Raw genomic sequence first — 16,605 nt, 5'->3', positions numbered from 1 at the left:
CAGCTCGCCGGCCTCAAGGCCACCCAGCTCGCGGCGCTCAACACCACCCAGCTCGGCGGCCTCACCACCACCGAACTCGGCGCGCTCGCCACCACCCAACTCGCCGGCCTCACCGCCGCCCAGCTCGGCGCGATCACCACCACCCAGCTCGCCGGCCTCACCTCCGCCCAGCTCGGCGCCCTCTCCACCGTCCAGCTCGCCGGTCTCAAGTCCAGCCAGCTCGGCGCCCTCGACACCGCCCAGCTCGCCGGCCTCACCTCCACACAGCTGAGCTCACTGACCGCCGCCCAGATCGTCGGTTTCGAGACGACCGATCTGGCAGCACTCACGACAACCCAGATCCTCGGGCTGAAGACAGCAGTCCTCGCCGCCCTGACCACGACACAGGTTGGCAGCCTGACCTCTACCCAGCTTGGCACACTCACCACGACTCAACTAAGCGGGCTTACCACCACCGAATTGGGAACACTGGATACGACCCAGCTGGGTGGTCTTACATCCACGCAGGTGGCGGCGCTCTCCACCGCCCAGCTGGCGGGGTTGAACTCAACGCAGCTGGCAGCGCTAAGCACAACCCAGGTCGGCGGCCTGAAGTCCACGCAGCTATCGGCGTTGACGACAACCCAGATCAGCGGGCTTGAGTCCACCGACATCGCGGTGCTGACGACCGCCCAGCTCGCCGGCCTCAAGTCCACGCAGATCGCGGTACTGGACACGAATCAGGTGGGCGCGCTGGACTCCACGCAGCTCGGATCTCTCACCACGGCTCAAGTTGGCGGCCTGACCCCGGCCGATATTACGGCACTGACGACCACCCAGTTCGGTGGCCTGACCGCGACGACCATCAGGGCGCTGACAACCACACAGGTCGGCGCCCTGACCACCACGCAGATCGGCGCGTTCAGTACGACCCAGGTCGGCGGCCTGACGAGCACGGAGATCGCGGCACTCACCACCACTCAGGCCAGCAGCTTCAGCACCACGGCGATTGCGGCCATGTCCACGAGCCAGCTCTCGGGCTTCAACTCGTCGGATATCGCCGCGTTCACCACCACGCAGGGCGCCGCCTTCACCACCACCCAGGTGCAGGCGATGAATACCAGCCAGGTCAACGCGTTGCTGACGCTGCTCAGCTGAGCACGGGACGGGCCGGGTCACTCCCCGGCCCGCTCACGATCCATCTCGACAAAGGCGCCAAGGCAGGTTGCCTGTCGTGGCGCGGGGCATCAAACTTGTGAACAAGGCGGAACGGTAGGGCCAGCAGATCGGCCCGGCCGACGCGGGATCCAAAAAGGAGTTGCTTCCTTGTCCGAAGCGGAAATCCAAGCGCCTCCGGTCCATGCTGGCGCGGCGGAACTGGCGGCAGCCCTGGCCCGGATCAATGCCCGGCAGATGACGGCCGAGGAACTGATCGGCGAGGCGGGGCGCCTTGCCGCCCACGACCTGTCCTTCGCCCTGACGCTCTACAAGACGTGGCTTGCCCTCAATAACGGGCATCCCGGCGCGCCAGCCATCTACTTCAACTACGCCGTCTGCCTCTCCGACTCCGGCGACCTGCCCGGCGCCATCAATGCCCTGCGGGAAACGATCCGTCTCAAGTCAGATTTCGGCCCGCCCTATATCAACCTGGGCGGCCTGCTGGAGCGGATGGGCCAAGCCGGGCTTGCCGTGGAAACCTGGCTCTCCTTCGTCAGCGCGCAGTCGGCCGTGACGCCGGACGCGCTGACCTACAAGTTGCTCGCCCTGAAGCAGGCCGGCCGCGTGCTCGAAGCCGCGCAGGAGGATGCAGCTGCCGAGGACACGCTCCGCCAGTCTCTCGAGCTGAACCACGACCAGCCGGATGTGATGCAGCACCTGATCGCGCTACGGCAGCGGCAGTGCAAATGGCCCGTCCTGGCCGCGAGCAACCGGCTCGAGGCACCCAAGCTCCAGTCCGCGATCTCGCCGCTCTCCGCCGCCTACCACACCGACGATCCCATCTTCCATCTCGCCAATGCTTACAACTACGCCCGCCATTCCATCGGCCGTCCGGCCCGCCCGCGGCTGATGGAGGTTCCGCGCGCGCCTGAGCCGGGGCGCCGCCTGCGGATCGGCTATGTCTCTTCCGACCTCCGGGACCATGCCGTGGGCTTCGCCATGACCGATGTGCTCGAGACGCATAACCGCGAGAACGTGGAGGTCTTCGCCTACTACTGCGGCATCAACACATCGGACGAGACACATCGGCGGTCCAAGCGCGCGGTGGACCACTGGACGGACCTGAACGGGATCGATGACGCCCGCGCGGCCCAGCTCATCCGGCAGCACGGCATCGACATCCTGGTGGACCTGAACGGCTACACCAAGGACGCGCGCACCAAGGTCTTCGCCATGCGCCCGGCGCCGGTCGCGGTGAACTGGTTTGGCTTTCCGGGTTCGATGGGCAGCCCCTACCATCACTACATCGTCGCCGACAACGTGATCATTCCCCCGGAGAGCGAGACCTACTACTCCGAGAAGGTTCTCCGCCTGCCCTGCTACCAGCCGAACGACCGCAAGCGCACGGTGGCGCCCGCGCCCACGCGCCAACAGCTTGGCCTGCCGGAGGATGCCTTCGTCTTCTGCTGCCTCAATGGCATGCAGAAACTGACACCCCGCTGCTTCGCGCGCTGGATGACCATCCTGCGCGAGGTGCCCAACAGTGTGCTCTGGCTGTTCAGCGGCACCGCCGACACCAATGAGCGACTGCGCGCCCAGGCCTTGGCCGCCGGTGTCGCCCCGGACCGGCTGATCTTCGCCGGCCGCATGCCGAACCCGCAGCACCTGGCGCGCATGCAGCTCGCCGACCTGTTCCTCGACAACTTTCCCTATGGCGCGCACACGACCGCCTCCGATGCCCTCTGGGTCGGGCTGCCGATCCTTGCGCTCTCGGGCCGGAGTTTCGCGACGCGCGTCTGTGCCAGCCTCGTCACCGCGGCCGGCCTGCCCGAAATGGTCTGCCACACACCCGAAGCCTATGTCGCGCGGGCGATCGAGCTCGCCAGGGATAGGCCGCAACTCGCGGCCCTTCGCGCCCGGCTGAAGGCGAGCCGCGACACGTGCACCCTGTTCGACACCCCCGGCCTGGTCCGCTCGCTCGAAGCGCTCTACGGCCAGATGCAGGAGGATCGTCGCGCCGGCACCTTGCCCCAGCCCGACCTCGCCAACCTCGATATCTACCACGAGATCGGCGCGGCCGAGGACCTGGACCTCATGGAGACGCTGGACGACACCGCCTATCTCGCCCGCTACCGCGAGCGCCTGGCCGAGCTCGACGCGGACTTCCCGGTCCGCCCTGACGGGCGTCTGTGGCGGCGCTAGGACGCAAGCCCCTTTCTCCCCGACCGCTTCAGGGCACCGGTTCTCAGCCCTGATGTCGCGCCGCTGGTGACACCGGGGGAGGAAGGCTTCTCCCTCCCCCGAACCTGCCGAAGGGCGCGTCTTCGGCCCATCGGAGCGCCGAGCGGACGGTGCGCCTTGCCTGGACCCCGGGAGATTGCACCCGCGGGAAGGCACCAGGGGACCCGCCAGCAGGACATCCGTCCCCGCCAGCCGAATGCAGGTCCGTGGGTGAGCCTACGGATCGAACAGGGCTCCTGCCCGGGTTCGGGGCACTGCCTTGAACGCCGGAGAGGGCGGCGCCCTCTCCGGAGCAAACGGGGCGTGACTCTCGCAGGCAGGGCACCGCCCCGCGCGGTCCCCACGGATCGACGCACCTGCTACGCTCGCGCCCAAGCGCCCCAAGCCCGGTGCAGCGAGGGGCAGCGAGCCCGGTTTCCCTCCCGGCGGAATGCTCGTCAGAGCAGCGCCGCGCTCTCCCGCGGCTGCATTTCGCCGCCCGAGGAGAGCAGCCGGTCGAAATAGGCGATCGTGCGCTCCAGCCCCAGCTCCAGCTTCACGTTCGGCGCCCAGCCCAGAAGCTCGCGCGCCTTGGTGATGTCCGGGCAGCGCTGCGTCGGGTCGTCCTGCGGCCGCGGGCGAAAGACAAGGCGGGAGCGCGATCCCGTCAGCAGGAGAATGCGCTCGGCAAGCTCGCGCACCGTGATCTCGTGCGGGTTGCCGAGGTTGATCGGCCCCGTCACCGCCGCGGGCGTCCCCATGATGCGCCGGAAGCCCTCGATGAGGTCGTCGACATAGCAGAAGGCGCGCGTCTGCTCGCCGTCGCCGTAGAGGGTGATCTCCTCGCCGCGCAGCGCCTGGACGATGAAGTTCGACACCACGCGCCCGTCGTCGGGATGCATCCGCGGCCCGTAGGTGTTGAAGATCCGCACCACTTTGATCTGCAGCCCGTGCTGGCGGTGATAGTCGAAGAAGAGCGTTTCCGCGCAGCGCTTGCCCTCGTCGTAGCAGGCGCGGGGACCGAGCGTGTTCACGTTGCCCCAGTACTCCTCGCGCTGCGGGTGCACCGTCGGGTCGCCGTAGATCTCGCTTGTCGAGGCCTGCATGACCGGCACGCGCAGCCGCTTGGCAAGGCCGAGCACGTTGATCGCGCCGAGCACGCTCGTCTTCGTCGTCTGCACGGGGTCGTGCTGGTAGTGCACGGGCGAGGCCGGGCAGGCGAGGTTGTAGATCTCGTCCACCTCGACATAGAGCGGGAAGGTCACGTCGTGCCGCAGCAGCTCGAAGCGCGGATTGCCGAGGAGATGGGCGATGTTCGCGCGCCGCCCCGTGAAGAAGTTGTCCACGCAGAGCACCTCGTGCCCGTCCTGTAGCAGCCTTTCGCAGAGATGGGACCCGAGGAAGCCCGCGCCGCCCGTGACCATGACGCGCTTGCTGATGAGGCTCATTGAGTGGTCCTTCATGTTGCCACGGATAGTCGGAGGATGAGGTGCGCGGCGCCCCGCCCGCCCCTTCGCGACGGGAACGAGGGGGCACGGCGTGAAGTGGCGAGGGCGTTGGTGCCGGGGCGCGGCCCGGCCAGGACGCATCGCATGGTCAGCGGCAACCGCGCGGGGGCGCCACGGCGGAACCGCGGCCGATCGCCCGGACTTCGCCCATGCGCAGGACCCTTCCCGGACCGACCCACCCCATACGGGCGTTCGCGACCGAGCGCCTCCGCCCCGAGCATAGGGGCGCGCCAAGCGGCGCCGCAAGCGGCCCCCATCCGTTCCTTCCCGCCGCCTTTTGCAGCGTCCGTGCTCATGCCCTGACTTTCCGGCTGAACGTCCGCAATCCTAATGCCCCAGGAGTAAACCCTTCATGGAGACGCCGGCGCACTGCGGGGCCGCCGCCTGATCTCCGCCAGGTGCAGCGCGCCGATCGCCTGCGCGATCCCGAAATACGTCACCAGCCCGACCGCGACATACATCGCCAGCACCGCCAGCCGCATGGTCGACCCGACCGGCTCCGGCACCACCGCGCGCAGCGCCAACAGCACCAGCGCCATCGCCAGCGTCGCCATCAGCAGACGCGGCACGCGCCGGCGCAGCCGCCGGTCCGGCCGCCAGGCCTGCCGCCGCCGCAGCAGCCAGGCGAGCGCGATCACGTTCACCCAGGCCGAGAGCCCCGTCGCCAGCGCGATCCCCACATGCGCGAGGTAGCGCGTGAGAAGAAGGTTCAGCGCGAGGTTCAGCGCCACCACCGCCAGCCCCACCTTCACCGGCGTCGCCGTGTCGCCGCGCGCGAAGAAGCCGGGCACGAAGGCCTTCACCAGGATGAAGGCCGGCAGCCCCAGCGCATAGGCCGTCAGCGCCGCCGCCGTCGCCGCGCCCTCCAGCTCCCCGAAGGCGCCGCGCACGAAAAGCCCCGAGATGATCGGCCAGGCCAGCAGCGCCTGCGCCGCGGCCGCCGGCAGGGCCAGCGCCAGCGAGAGCTCGATCGCCCGGTTCATGGTCCGGTGCGCCGAGAGTGGCTTGCCGCCCTGCAACTGCTTCGACAGCAGCGGCAGCATCGCCGTGCCCACCGCCGCCCCGATGACGCCGAGCGGGAGCTGCCCGATCCGGTCGGCGTAGTAGAGGTAGGACACCGCCCCCGCCGGCAGCAGGGAGGAGATGATCACGTCCACCGCCAGGTTGAGCTGCGTCACCCCCGCGCCGATCAGCCCCGGCCCCATCCGCCGCAGCACCGCCCGCACCTCCGGCGTCATGCTCGGGCGGGAGACGATGCGCATCGGCATCCCCGCCCGCGCGACCGCTACCCAGACCAGCAGCAGCTGCGCCGCCCCCGAGACCGTCACCCCCCAGGCCAGCGCGTGCCCGGGCGTGGCGACGAAAGGCGAGAGCGCGAAAAGCGCGCCCATCGAGAGCAGGTTGAACAGCACCGGCGCCCCGGCGGCGGCGGCGAAGCGATCCAACCCGTTCAGCACGCCCGAGACGAGCGCGGTGAGGCAGATGAAGACGAGATAGGGAAAGGTGATCCGCGTCATCTCGACGGCCAGCCCGAAGCGCAGCGGGTCGTCGGTGAAGCCGGGCGCCAGCACCGTCATCACCTGCGGCATGAAGAGGATGCCCAGGGTCGCCAGCAGCGTCAGCCACAGCGTCATCAGCGTGGACATGCGCTCGGCCAGCGCCCGTGCCTGCACGGGGCCGGACACGGCCAGCGTGCCCGCGAAGGCCGGCACGAAGGCCGCGTTGAAGGCGCCCTCCCCGAAGAGCCGGCGAAACAGGTTCGGCAGCTTCAGCGCGATGAAGAAGGCGTCGGCGATCGGCCCCGCGCCGAGGCTGGCCGCGATCAGCATGTCCCGCAGGAAGCCGAGCGCGCGGCTGCCCAGCGTCCAGACACCGACGGTGAGGATTCCCCTCAGCATGACGTGCTCAGCATCATGGGGGCGGCGTCAGCGCGGCGGCAGGAAGCCGACCAGCTCCTCCGCCTTCGCCACGATCGGCTCCGCGATCGCCCGCGCGCGCTCCGCACCGCGCCGCAGCAGCGCGTCCACCGCCCCTGGATCGTCCAGCAGCCGCCGCGTCTCCGCCGCGATGGGCGAGAGATGCGCGGTCAGCGCGTCGGCCAGGATCCCCTTGAAGGTGCCGAAGCCCTGTCCGCCGTGCTGGCGCAGCACCTCCTCCGGCGTCGTGTCGGTGATGGCGGCCAGGATGCCCACCAGGTTCCGCGCCTCCGGCCGGTTCTCCAGCCCCTGCATCTCCGAGGGCAGCGGCTCCGGGTCGGTCTTCGCGCGGCGGATCTTGAGCGAGATCGTGTCGGCGTCGTCGGAGAGGTTGATGCGCGACTGGTCGGAGGGATCCGACTTGCTCATCTTCTTCGTGCCGTCGCGCAGCGACATCACGCGGGCGGCCACGCCCATGATGTGCGCGTCGATATGCGGGAAGAACTCCACGCCGTAGTCGTGGTTGAACTTCTCGGCGATGTCGTTCGCCAGCTCCAGGTGCTGCTTCTGGTCCTCGCCCACCGGCACGCGCGTGGCGTGATAGGCGTGGATGTCGGCGGCCATCAGGTTCGGATAGACGTAGAGGCCGGCGCCCGCATTGTCGCGGTCCTTGCCCGCCTTGTCCTTGAACTGCGTCATCCGGTTCAGCCAGCCGATCCGCGCCACGCAGTTGAAGATCCAGGCCAGGCGCGTGTGCGCGTGCACGTGGGACTGCACGAACAGGGTGCAGCGCGCGGGATCGAGCCCGCAGGCCAGCAGCGCCGCCGCCATGTCCCGCGTCTGCCGCGTCAGCTCGCGCGGGTCCTGCCACTGGGTGATGGCGTGCTGGTCCACCACGCAGAAGATCGCCTCGTGCGTGTCCTGCATCGGCACCCAGTTGCGGATGGCCCCCAGGTAGTTGCCGAGGGTGGGGACGCCGGAGGGCTGGATGCCCGAGAAGACGCGCTGCATGGAAGGGGTTTCCTGGCCGGCCGGCGGTTGGAGCGCCGGGGGCTCGTTGAGGGTGCCCCGCCCGAAGAAGGATGTCGGGCCGGGACGGGAGAAGAATTCCTCCCGGCGCCCCTTCTATTTTTTCGGCCCCGCCGGGACCAGGGCCGAACGGCGGAATCCTCGAACTTCCCCGGCGGTGCTGCCCCCCGGACCCACCGCCCTCAATGCCCGGGCAGCCAGACCCGCATCGCCGTCCCCCGCCCCGGCTCGCTCTCGATCAGCAGCTGCCCGCGGTGGTGGGAGACGATGTGCTTCACGATGGCCAGCCCCAGCCCCGTGCCGCCCACCCCGCGCGAGCGCCCCGCATCCACGCGGTAGAAGCGCTCCGTCAACCGCGGGATGTGCTCGCGCGCGATCCCCGGTCCGTCGTCGGCCACCCGCAGCAGCACCCCTGGCGGCAGCGCCCCCTCCGGCGCGGTCAGCGCCCGGACGGACAGCACCACCTGCCCGCCCTCCCGCCCGTAGCGCACCGCGTTCTCCATCAGGTTCCGCAGCACCTGCGAGAGCTGCCCGGGATCGGCGGGCGCCGCCGTCGCGGGCTCCAGCTCCAGCGCCAGCCGCGCCCCCCGCGCGGCGAAGATCGGCGCCATCGCCTCCGCCTCCCCCCGCGCCAGCTCGTCCAGCCGGGCGCTGCCGGTCGGCGCCTGGTGCTCCGTCATCTCGATGCGCGAGAGGCCCAGCAGGTCCTCGATCAGCCGCCGCATCCGCTCCGCCTGCTCGGCGATGATCTTGAGGAACCGCGCGCGCGCCTCGGCATCGCCCTCCGCCGGGCCCCGCAGCGTCTCCACGAAGCCCATGATGGAGGCGAGCGGCGTCCGCAGCTCGTGGCTCGCATTGGCGACGAAATCCGCCCGCATCCGCTCCGCCGCCCGCGCCTGGGTGCGGTCCGCCAGTACCACCAGCAGCCGCCCGCCGTCCGAGAGCGGCGGGTCGAGCGGGATCACCTGGGTCGAGAGGTCGCGCGGCACCGGCACCGGCAGCACCGCCTCCGCCACCTGCGGCACGCCCTCGGCCAGCGCCCGGTCCACGGCGCCGGCGATGCCGGGGTGGCGCAGGAAGGCCGCGGTATCGGCGGTCGCGGGCGCCGGCCCCTCGCCCCCGAAGAAGCGGCGCGCGGCGGCATTCGCCCGCAGCGGCCGCCGGTCGGCCCCGAGCACGATCAGCGGGTCCGGCAGCGCCTCGATGATCGCGGCATCCGCCCGGCGGAGGCGCCCCACCATCTCCTCCCGCTCCGCGAGGCTCCGGGCCAGGCGGGCGGCCAGCTCCGTCACCCGCCCCGCAACCCGGGTCAGCGGGCGCGGGGTGGGGCCCGGCGCCCGCCCCTCGACCGCCGCCCGCAGGTCCGCCTCCAGCCCCGCCAGCGTCCTCACCCAGGCCCGGCCGAGCAGGAAGGCCCCGAGGGCCGTCACCAGCAGCCCCAGCACCACCGCCACCCCGTCCGCCCGGCCGGAAAGGCCGAGCACCAGCAGCACGAGCATCGGCACGCCGCCCAGCAGCCCGGCGGCGCGCAGCACGTCGAGCAGGGGCGGGCGCGGGGGGGTCAGAGTCGGGCCGCCGCCAGGGTTACGAGCCCGCCGCCCCCGGCATCAGCGGCGGCTCCACCATCTGCGGCTCGGCCCCCGAGGTCAGTGCGTAGACGGCCAGCGCCCGCTGCACCTGCCCGTTCGGCAGCAGCCGGAAGGCGCCCTCCGCCCCCTGCAGCGGCTCGCCGACCGGCAGCGCGGCGGGGGTGGTCGGATCGAAGGGCCGGACGGAGCGCAGCGCGGCCGAGGTCGCGTCATAGGCTGTGGCGGCCAGCCGCGGCGGCCGGGTGCCGAAGGCCGCCTCGTAGCGCGCCTCGAAGGCCGCGCGCGCGCCGGGGTCGGGTCCGGGTATCAGGGCACCCGCGAGCGCCGGCTCGGAAGCCAGGGAGGCATCCCCGGCCCAGAGCGCCGGCCCGCCCAGCCGCGTGCCCGGCGCGCCGACCCCGGCCGCGGCCAGGGCGGCCGCCATCTCGCGCGCCTGCGCCCCGCTCTCACCGAGGATCAGCAGCCCGATCGCCTCCGTCCCGGCCTGGGCGACCACCTGCCCCGCTGCCTGCGGGCGCGAGGCCGAGCCCGGATAGGTCACGATCACCGGCGGCGACATCCCGGCCTCGCGCGAGGCATTGCGCAGCGCGTTCGCGAGCTGCCGCGTGAAAGGCCCATCCGGCCCCGCCAGCCCCATGCGCCGGATCCCCGCCGCCTGCGCCGAGACAAGCAGCCGCCGCACCTGCTGCGAGGGGGTCAGACCCGCGGCCCAGACGCCGTTGCCCGCCTGCTCCACGTCGTTGGTGAAGGCGATCACCGGCACCCCCGCCGCCCGCGCCTGCCCGGCCGCAGCCGTGGTCTCGGAGCCGGTCAGCGGCCCCACCACCACCCGCGCGCCCTCCGCCAGCGCCGAGCGCACCGCCTCCGAGGCGCCGCCGGAAGAACCCGTGGTGTCGCGCGGCACCAGCTCCACCCCGCGCGCGCCCGATTCGAACAGCGCCATGGTGGCCGCGTTCAGCATGGCCGGCCCCAGCGCCGCCTGCGGCCCGCTCATCGGCAGCAGCACCGCGACGCGCGCGACCGGCGCCTGGGCGGGCGCCTGCGGCCCGCCCGCGAAGAGCGGCGCGGCGGGCCCGCCATAGAACTGGGCGCGCGGAACTTGCGGCGCGCAGGCCGCCAGGCCCACAAGGGCCAGCAGCGCCGCCACGGCGCTCAGGCCCCGGATTGGGCGCGGGAACGGGCGGGGGACGCGGATTGCCGGACTGGAAGACCGGGGGGCCAGGGCAGGGCCCCGAGACGGATCAGGATGCAAGCGAGCCCCCTTCTGGTGAGGAACTGGGTGCCGGGGGCCCGGTTCTCGGCGCGTCCGCCGGGCTGGCTCCTGGGTTATGGCTGGTCGCGACCCCCATCGGCAACCTGGGGGACCTTTCCTCCCGCGCAGTCGTGACCCTCCGCGGCGCCGAGCTCATCCTCTGCGAGGACACGCGCGTCACCGCGCCTCTCCTCGCCCGCCACGGCATTTCCGCCCCCCTCCAGCCCTTGCACGACCACAACGAGGCGCGCGAGGTGCCGCGCCTGCTGGAGCGCCTTCTCGGCGGCGCGCGCATCGCCCTCGTCTCCGACGCCGGCACGCCGCTGGTCAGCGACCCCGGCTACCGCCTCGCCCGCGCCGCGATGGAGGCCGGCGCGCCGGTTTCCGCCGTGCCCGGACCCAACGCGGCGGTCATGGCCCTCACCCTCTCCGGCCTGCCGCCCCAGCCCTTCCTCTTCATGGGCTTCCTGCCCCCGCGTGAGGGCGCCCGCGCCGAGGCCATCGGGCGGCTTCGCGCCGCCGAGGGCGCGGGCCTCGCCGCCACGCTCATCTTCTTCGAGGCGCCGCACCGGCTGGCCGAATGCCTGGCCTCCCTCGCCGCGGGCTTCGGCGACCGCCCCGCCGCCGTCGCGCGCGAACTGACGAAGCGGTTCGAGGAGGTGCGGCGCGCGTCCCTGCCCGAGCTCGCCGCTCACTACGCCACCCACCCGGCACGCGGCGAGATCGTCGTCGTCGTCGGCCCGGCCCCCGAGACCACCGGCGGCGCGGAGGAGGTGGATGACCGGCTCCGCGCCGCCCTCGCCGCCGGCCAGTCCCTGCGCGACGCCGCCGCCATGGTCGCCGCCGCCACCGGCCTGCCCCGTCGCCAGGTCTATGCCCGCGCCCTCGAACTCGGGCGGGAGGATGGCTGAAGGGCGGCACGACACGCCCGCCGCTCACCGGCGGGTGGAAGAGCGCGCGGGCCGTGCATCCAACCCGTTGCCTTCGCCCTCGCCGCGTCCTAGCGAGGGCGCGAGACCAGGAGAACCCGGTTGAGCAACGCGTTGGCCACCCCGCCCTTCCACGGCGAACCCGCCCCCCGGGTGCTCGACATTCCCGTCATCATCGTCGGCTTCAACCGTCCCGCCTATCTCGACCGCGTCTGCGCCTCCCTTCTCCGCCAGCGCGGCGTCACCCTCGATCCCCGCCGCGTCTTCCTCCTGCAGGACGGCGCCGTCTCCGCCCGCACCGGCCTGCGCTACGCCGAGGACGCCGAGATCGAGGCCTCCATCGCCGCCTTCCGCGCCCATTTCCCGCGCGGCCAGGTGGCGGCCTCCCGCGTCAACCTCGGCATCGCCGCCAATATCCGCCGCGGCGAGGTCCTCGCCTTCGAGGCACTGGATGCCGACTGCGCGTATTTCTTCGAGGACGACCTCGAGCTCGGCCCCGAATACCTGCGCATCATGGAGGAGTTGCGCGCCGTCGCGGACCGCGACCCGCGCATCGGCTACTTCGCCGCCTATGGCGACCACAACGCCCTGCCGCCCGGCCCCGAGGCCTGGCTGGTCATGCTGGACCACCACTGGGCCTTCGGCCTGAAGCGCGAGCCCTGGCGGCGCCTGCGCGACTGGATGGCCCCTTATGACGCCATCCTCGACGGCGCCGACTACGCCTGGCGCGACCACATGGCGATCTACCGCTGGATGGAGGGCCTCGACGTCGCGGGCCCGCACACCTCGCAGGACGCGATCAAGACGGTCGGCTGCCACGCTCTCGGCATCGCCCGGGTGATGACCGACGTGTGCTTCGGCCGCTACATCGGCGCCCAAGGCGCATCCTTCCACCAGGCGCGCTTCAACGACCTCGGCTTCGACCGCATGCAATGGGTCGAAGGCCCCGAGCACCATGTCGCCGCCGGTGTCGGCAGCCAGGTGGCCGGCATCATCGCGGACGCCCGCAAGCGACAGCGCAACTTCCGCCGCAACGAATTCGCCGCCCTGCTGGAACAGCAAGGCCGAAGGCGCCTCGAGCGCGACCGTCAGGCCAGTCGCGAGGACGTGGCCGCCCTCTTCCGCTGGCTGCTCGACCGAGAGGCGGAAGAGGCCGCCCTCGATCTCTACGCCGGGCGCTACTCGGTGCGGCAGGTTCGCGGCATCCTTCTGGCCAGCCCCGAGTTCCGCGGGCGCAACCCTCTGCCGCGCGAGGGGTGATCCCCGGCGGCTCCTGGAGAGGGCGCTGCCCTCTCCAGACCTCTCCCGCCAGGAGCCTGAGGCCCCTGGACCCCCCTCTGGCTGTCGCAGAACCTTCCTTCGCGTGCCGTCGCCTCGGGTCCACGACCCGAGGCGCGCCGGCCGTCCAGCATCTCCAACAGAGAGAAAAAGATGAGTGGGGGTCTGGGGGAGAGAATTCATTCTCTCCCCCAGCGTCACCGAAGCCGGCTCAAGCCACCGGCAGCCGCACCACGAAGCGCGCCCCGGCCACGCTCCCGTCGGGGTTGCGGCGGTTCTCCGCCATGATCCGTCCGCCCAGCGCCTCCACGATCTGGCGGGAGATCGACAGGCCGAGGCCGGAGTGCTGCCCGAAGCGCTCGCCCTGCGGCCGCTCGGAGTAGAAGCGGTCGAAAATACCCTCGAGCTTCGCCTCGGGAATGCCGGGCCCCTCGTCCTCGATGGCGATCTCGGCCACCGCGCCGGTCGCCCTCGCCCGCACCCGCACCTTGCCGCCGGGCGGCGAGAAGGAGAGCGCGTTGCCCAGGAGGTTGCGCAGCACCTGCACCAGCCGTCCCTCTACACCCCGGACCACGAGGGAGGCCGGCGCGTCCAATTCCACGGAGGGGTCGTTCTCCCCCCGCGTCGCCACCTGCAGCTCCGCCAGCGTCGAGAGGATGGGTGCGATGTCCACCGGCTCCGACACCGTGCGCGACAACTCGGCATCCACGCGGGAGCTGTCGGCGATGTCGCCGATCAGCCGGTCCATCCGCACCGCGTCCTCCGCGATGATCGCGAGCAGGCGCTTCTGCTGCTCCGGGTTCTCGACGCGCCGCAGCGTCTCGATGGCGGAACGCACGGAGGTCAGCGGATTGCGCAGCTCGTGCGCCACGTCGGCCGCGAAGCGCTCGTTCGCGTCCACGCGCGCCCAGAGGGCGTTCGTGCCGCTCTGCAGGGCCCGCGCCAGGATGCCGATCTCGTCCTGCCGCGCCATGAGCGGCGCCGGCACCGACCCGCCCCGCCCCTTGCCCTGCCGCATCGAGGCCGCGGAGCCCGCCAGCTCCAACATCGGCGAGGCGAGGGTGCGCGTGAGATAAAGCGAGAGCGCGACGGTGATGGCCAGCGCCATGGCGAAGAGCGCGAGCACGGAGCCCCTGATCTCCATCACCCGCTGGTCCACCTCCCGCGCCTCGCGGGTCAGCAGCACGATGCCGACGGGCTGGTTCGCGCGCCGCGCGGGCTCGGCCACTGAAACCAGCAGCCGCCCGTCCGCCGTGCGCCGCACATAGGGGTTCACGCCGCCTTCGAGCGCCAGGCGCAGCTCCTCCCGCCGGTCGGGGCCGAGATCGGGCTGCCAGTCGAAGGAGGGGGCGTCGGGCGTCTCGTCCACCACCACGGCGGGGCCGCGCACCCGGGGGCGCGGCAGCCAGTCGAGCATGCGCTCATAGACACGCCCGATGGTCCCCGCGACCGGGCCGGGCTGGCTCGGTGGCGGCAACGGCTCCGTCACGATGGCGCCGCCCGGCCCCTCCCGCACGCGGCTGTCGGCCACCAGCAGGCCATTGTTGTCGAAGAGCTTCGCCTGGGTTCCCGTGCTCGGTTCCGTCAGTCGCCGCAGCAGCGGACGGGCGGTCTCGGGCACGAGGGTCGCGCGGTCGTCCTGGATGCGAACCCCGGCCTCCGCGATGCCGTTCGCGTAGATCCGCGCCTGGGTGCGCAGGCCCTGCACCTCCGCGGCCAGCAGCCCGTCCTGGTACTGGTCGAGGTAGAGGAGCGTCGCCACCAGCAGGAAGGGCGGCAGCATGTTGACGAGGAGGATGCGCCGCAGCAGCGGCGAGAAGCGCCGCCCCTCGGCCCGTCGCTCCATGGGAACGGGCGGGGGCAGGTCTGTTGTGACGGGTCCGCTGGCATCCGGCATGGGCCCAGCATAGAGCGGAATCGGTGGCGGGGTGAGGCCAGGATAAGGGCAGGCTCGTGGCGCGCCCCGCCCCCCGCTCAGGGCACCGGCGGCAGGGAGCGGAGATAGGCGACGAGGTCGCGCAGGTCCGCCTCGCTCGCGCCCGCGTAGTAGGCGTAGCCCATCGGCGGGAAAAGATGGCGCCCATCGGCCGAGACGCCCTGGGTGATCGCCCGGATGATCTCGGCGTCGCTCCAGCGGCCGATGCCCGCCTCCGGGTGCGGCGTGATGTTGCGCGCGACCGACACGCCCCAGGGCCCTTCGAAGGTCTGCCCGCCGCCGCCCACCTTCGACCAGTCCCGCCGGCCGCCCTCGCCCATCGGCGTGTGGCACTCGACGCAGTGCCCAAGGGGCCCGGCGACGTAGCGCCCGCGCGCCACGGGGTCTTCCGCCGGCGCGGCCACGCTCTCGACGGGCGGTCCATAGGCGGGCGGCAGCGGGATGCGGTACTCGCTCCGCGCCACCGCGTTGCGCACGGGCGGCACGGTGCGAAGATAAGCGACCATCGCCGCGACATCCGTGTCCGACAGCCCGCGATAGAGCTCGAACGGCATGGGCGGGCCGATCGTCGTGCCATCGGGCCGCTTGCCCTCGCGGATGGCGCGGATGAGCTGCGCGTCCGTCCAGCGGCCGATGCCCGTCTCCGGGTCGGGCGTGATGTTCGGCGAGACGGCGCGGAAGGGCTTCTCGTCGAAGACCATGCCGCCCGCGAGCGTCATGCCCGGCAGGTTGCCCGCGGGCCCCTGCGGTGTGTGGCAGTTGCCGCAGGCGGCAACTGCCTCGACGAGGTAGCGGCCGCGCGCCACCGGATCCGGCGAGGGTTGCGCGAGCGCCGTGCCGCTGATGGCCAGAAGGGCCGCGATGAGCCAGCGATTGCGCGAGCAGGCGAACATGCTGCTTTCTCCCTTGCGGCCAGAGAGCCGTTGCGTTTCCCGGACACGAGCGTGCCACGGCAATCGCCGAGGGCAAAAAGTTGCATCGCCGCGCAAAAAATATTCCCAGAGGTGTTGCGCGGCAACATCAGCCGGAGGCTCGCGCCGGGGTGGAGCCCGCCGCGCTCAGGCCTCCTTGTAGCGGTAGCCGATGCCGTAGAGCGTCTCGATCTGCCCGAAGCTGTCGTCCACCGCCCGGAACTTCTTCCGCACGCGCTTCACGTGGCTGTCGATCGTGCGGTCGTCCACGTAGATGTTCTCGCCATAGGCGGCGTCGATCAGCTGGTCGCGGTTCTTCACCATGCCCGGCCGGGTCGCCAGCGCCTTCACCAGCAGGAACTCGGTCACCGTCAGCTGGACCTGCTGGCCCTTCCAGGTGCAGGTGTGCTTCGTCTCGTCCAGCACGAGGTCGCCGCGCGCGATCACGCCGCCCTGGGGGGTGCCCGAGCCTTCCGCCCGGCTCGCCTCGTTGCGCCGCAGCAGGGTGCGGATGCGCTCCAACAGAAGCCGCTGGGAGAAGGGCTTGGTGATGTAGTCGTCCGCGCCGAGCCGAAGCCCCATCAGCTCGTCCAGCTCGTCGTCCTTGGAGGTAAGGAAGATCACGGGCATGCCGCTGCGCTGGCGCAGGCGCTGGAGCAGCTCCATCCCGTCCATCCGCGGCATCTTGATGTCGAGCACCGCGAGGTCCACCGGCCGCGCCAGCAGGCCCTGCAGCGCGCTCTCCCCGTCGGTATAGGTGCGGACCGTGAACCCCTCCTGCTCAAGCGTCATGGAGACCGAGGTGAGGATGTTGCGGTCGTCATCCACCAGGGCGATGGTGTGCGGCATCGGTCGTCCTTACAGGCCTGTCGGGGGACGGCGGCCCCATCGGGGTCGCCC

The 16,605-nt window shown here is 71.7% G+C and carries 12 protein-coding genes; 4 read left to right on the top strand and 8 right to left on the bottom strand.

Features of this window, described 5'->3' with window-relative positions; genetic code table 11:
* Positions 1-1,137: hypothetical protein (locus BO39_RS33660; protein ID WP_043835276.1), on the top strand; the 1,137-nt coding region annotated here is incomplete at its 5' end.
* A 168-nt stretch (positions 1,138-1,305) separates the two neighbouring features.
* Positions 1,306-3,339, top strand: coding sequence for an O-linked N-acetylglucosamine transferase, SPINDLY family protein (locus tag BO39_RS16515; protein ID WP_245615211.1), 2,034 nt, complete (start codon positions 1,306-1,308; stop codon positions 3,337-3,339).
* Between the two features lie 476 nt (positions 3,340-3,815).
* Here BO39_RS16515 and BO39_RS16510 read toward each other — a convergent pair whose 3' ends face one another.
* From BO39_RS16510 to BO39_RS16490, 5 genes are all read right to left on the bottom strand, one after another.
* Positions 3,816-4,805 carry a UDP-glucuronic acid decarboxylase family protein gene (locus tag BO39_RS16510; protein ID WP_052402201.1) on the bottom strand — a complete coding sequence of 330 codons (990 nt, stop codon included), beginning with the start codon at positions 4,803-4,805 and terminating at the stop codon, positions 3,816-3,818.
* Between the two features lie 410 nt (positions 4,806-5,215).
* Entirely contained in the window at positions 5,216-6,763 is a 1,548-nt protein-coding gene (murJ, locus tag BO39_RS16505; protein WP_043835274.1) for a murein biosynthesis integral membrane protein MurJ, read from the bottom strand.
* 27 nt (positions 6,764-6,790) lie between these two features.
* Entirely contained in the window at positions 6,791-7,792 is a 1,002-nt protein-coding gene (gene trpS, locus BO39_RS16500; protein ID WP_043835272.1) for a tryptophan--tRNA ligase, read from the bottom strand.
* 200 nt (positions 7,793-7,992) lie between these two features.
* The gene (locus BO39_RS16495; RefSeq protein ID WP_245615210.1) at positions 7,993-9,345 is read right to left on the bottom strand and encodes an ATP-binding protein; all 1,353 of its coding nucleotides are present in this window, start codon (positions 9,343-9,345) and stop codon (positions 7,993-7,995) included.
* A gap of 49 nt (positions 9,346-9,394) precedes the next feature.
* A complete protein-coding gene (locus BO39_RS16490; RefSeq protein WP_043835268.1) occupies positions 9,395-10,546 on the bottom strand; it encodes a penicillin-binding protein activator in 1,152 nt (383 codons plus the stop codon).
* A 128-nt stretch (positions 10,547-10,674) separates the two neighbouring features.
* Between BO39_RS16490 and rsmI the strand changes: the two genes are divergently transcribed.
* Together rsmI and BO39_RS16480 are read left to right on the top strand one after the other, a co-directional pair.
* The gene (rsmI, locus tag BO39_RS16485; protein WP_052402209.1) at positions 10,675-11,562 is read left to right on the top strand and encodes a 16S rRNA (cytidine(1402)-2'-O)-methyltransferase; all 888 of its coding nucleotides are present in this window, start codon (positions 10,675-10,677) and stop codon (positions 11,560-11,562) included.
* A 120-nt stretch (positions 11,563-11,682) separates the two neighbouring features.
* Positions 11,683-12,840 carry a glycosyltransferase family protein gene (locus BO39_RS16480; protein ID WP_245615208.1) on the top strand — a complete coding sequence of 386 codons (1,158 nt, stop codon included), beginning with the start codon at positions 11,683-11,685 and terminating at the stop codon, positions 12,838-12,840.
* Positions 12,841-13,069: 229 nt separating this feature from the next.
* Here the strand turns inward: BO39_RS16480 and BO39_RS16475 are convergent, their stop codons facing one another.
* The 3 genes from BO39_RS16475 to BO39_RS16465 all read right to left on the bottom strand — a co-directional run bounded on the left by BO39_RS16475 (position 13,070) and on the right by BO39_RS16465 (position 16,554).
* A complete protein-coding gene (locus BO39_RS16475) occupies positions 13,070-14,755 on the bottom strand; it encodes a stimulus-sensing domain-containing protein (protein WP_156963719.1) in 1,686 nt (561 codons plus the stop codon).
* Between the two features lie 77 nt (positions 14,756-14,832).
* Complete coding sequence (locus BO39_RS16470) at positions 14,833-15,687, bottom strand: c-type cytochrome (RefSeq protein ID WP_043835266.1); 855 nt, start codon at positions 15,685-15,687, stop codon at positions 14,833-14,835.
* A 165-nt stretch (positions 15,688-15,852) separates the two neighbouring features.
* Positions 15,853-16,554 carry a response regulator transcription factor gene (locus BO39_RS16465; RefSeq protein WP_043835264.1) on the bottom strand — a complete coding sequence of 234 codons (702 nt, stop codon included), beginning with the start codon at positions 16,552-16,554 and terminating at the stop codon, positions 15,853-15,855.
* Between the last annotated feature and the right edge of the window lie 51 nt (positions 16,555-16,605).

This window comes from Roseomonas aerilata DSM 19363 (assembly GCF_000711725.1).
In the GTDB taxonomy this organism is placed as follows: Bacteria; Pseudomonadota; Alphaproteobacteria; order Acetobacterales; family Acetobacteraceae; genus Roseomonas; species Roseomonas aerilata.
The sequence above is the reverse complement of the archived record's forward strand: the minus strand, read 5'-3'. Positions and strand labels throughout refer to the sequence as shown.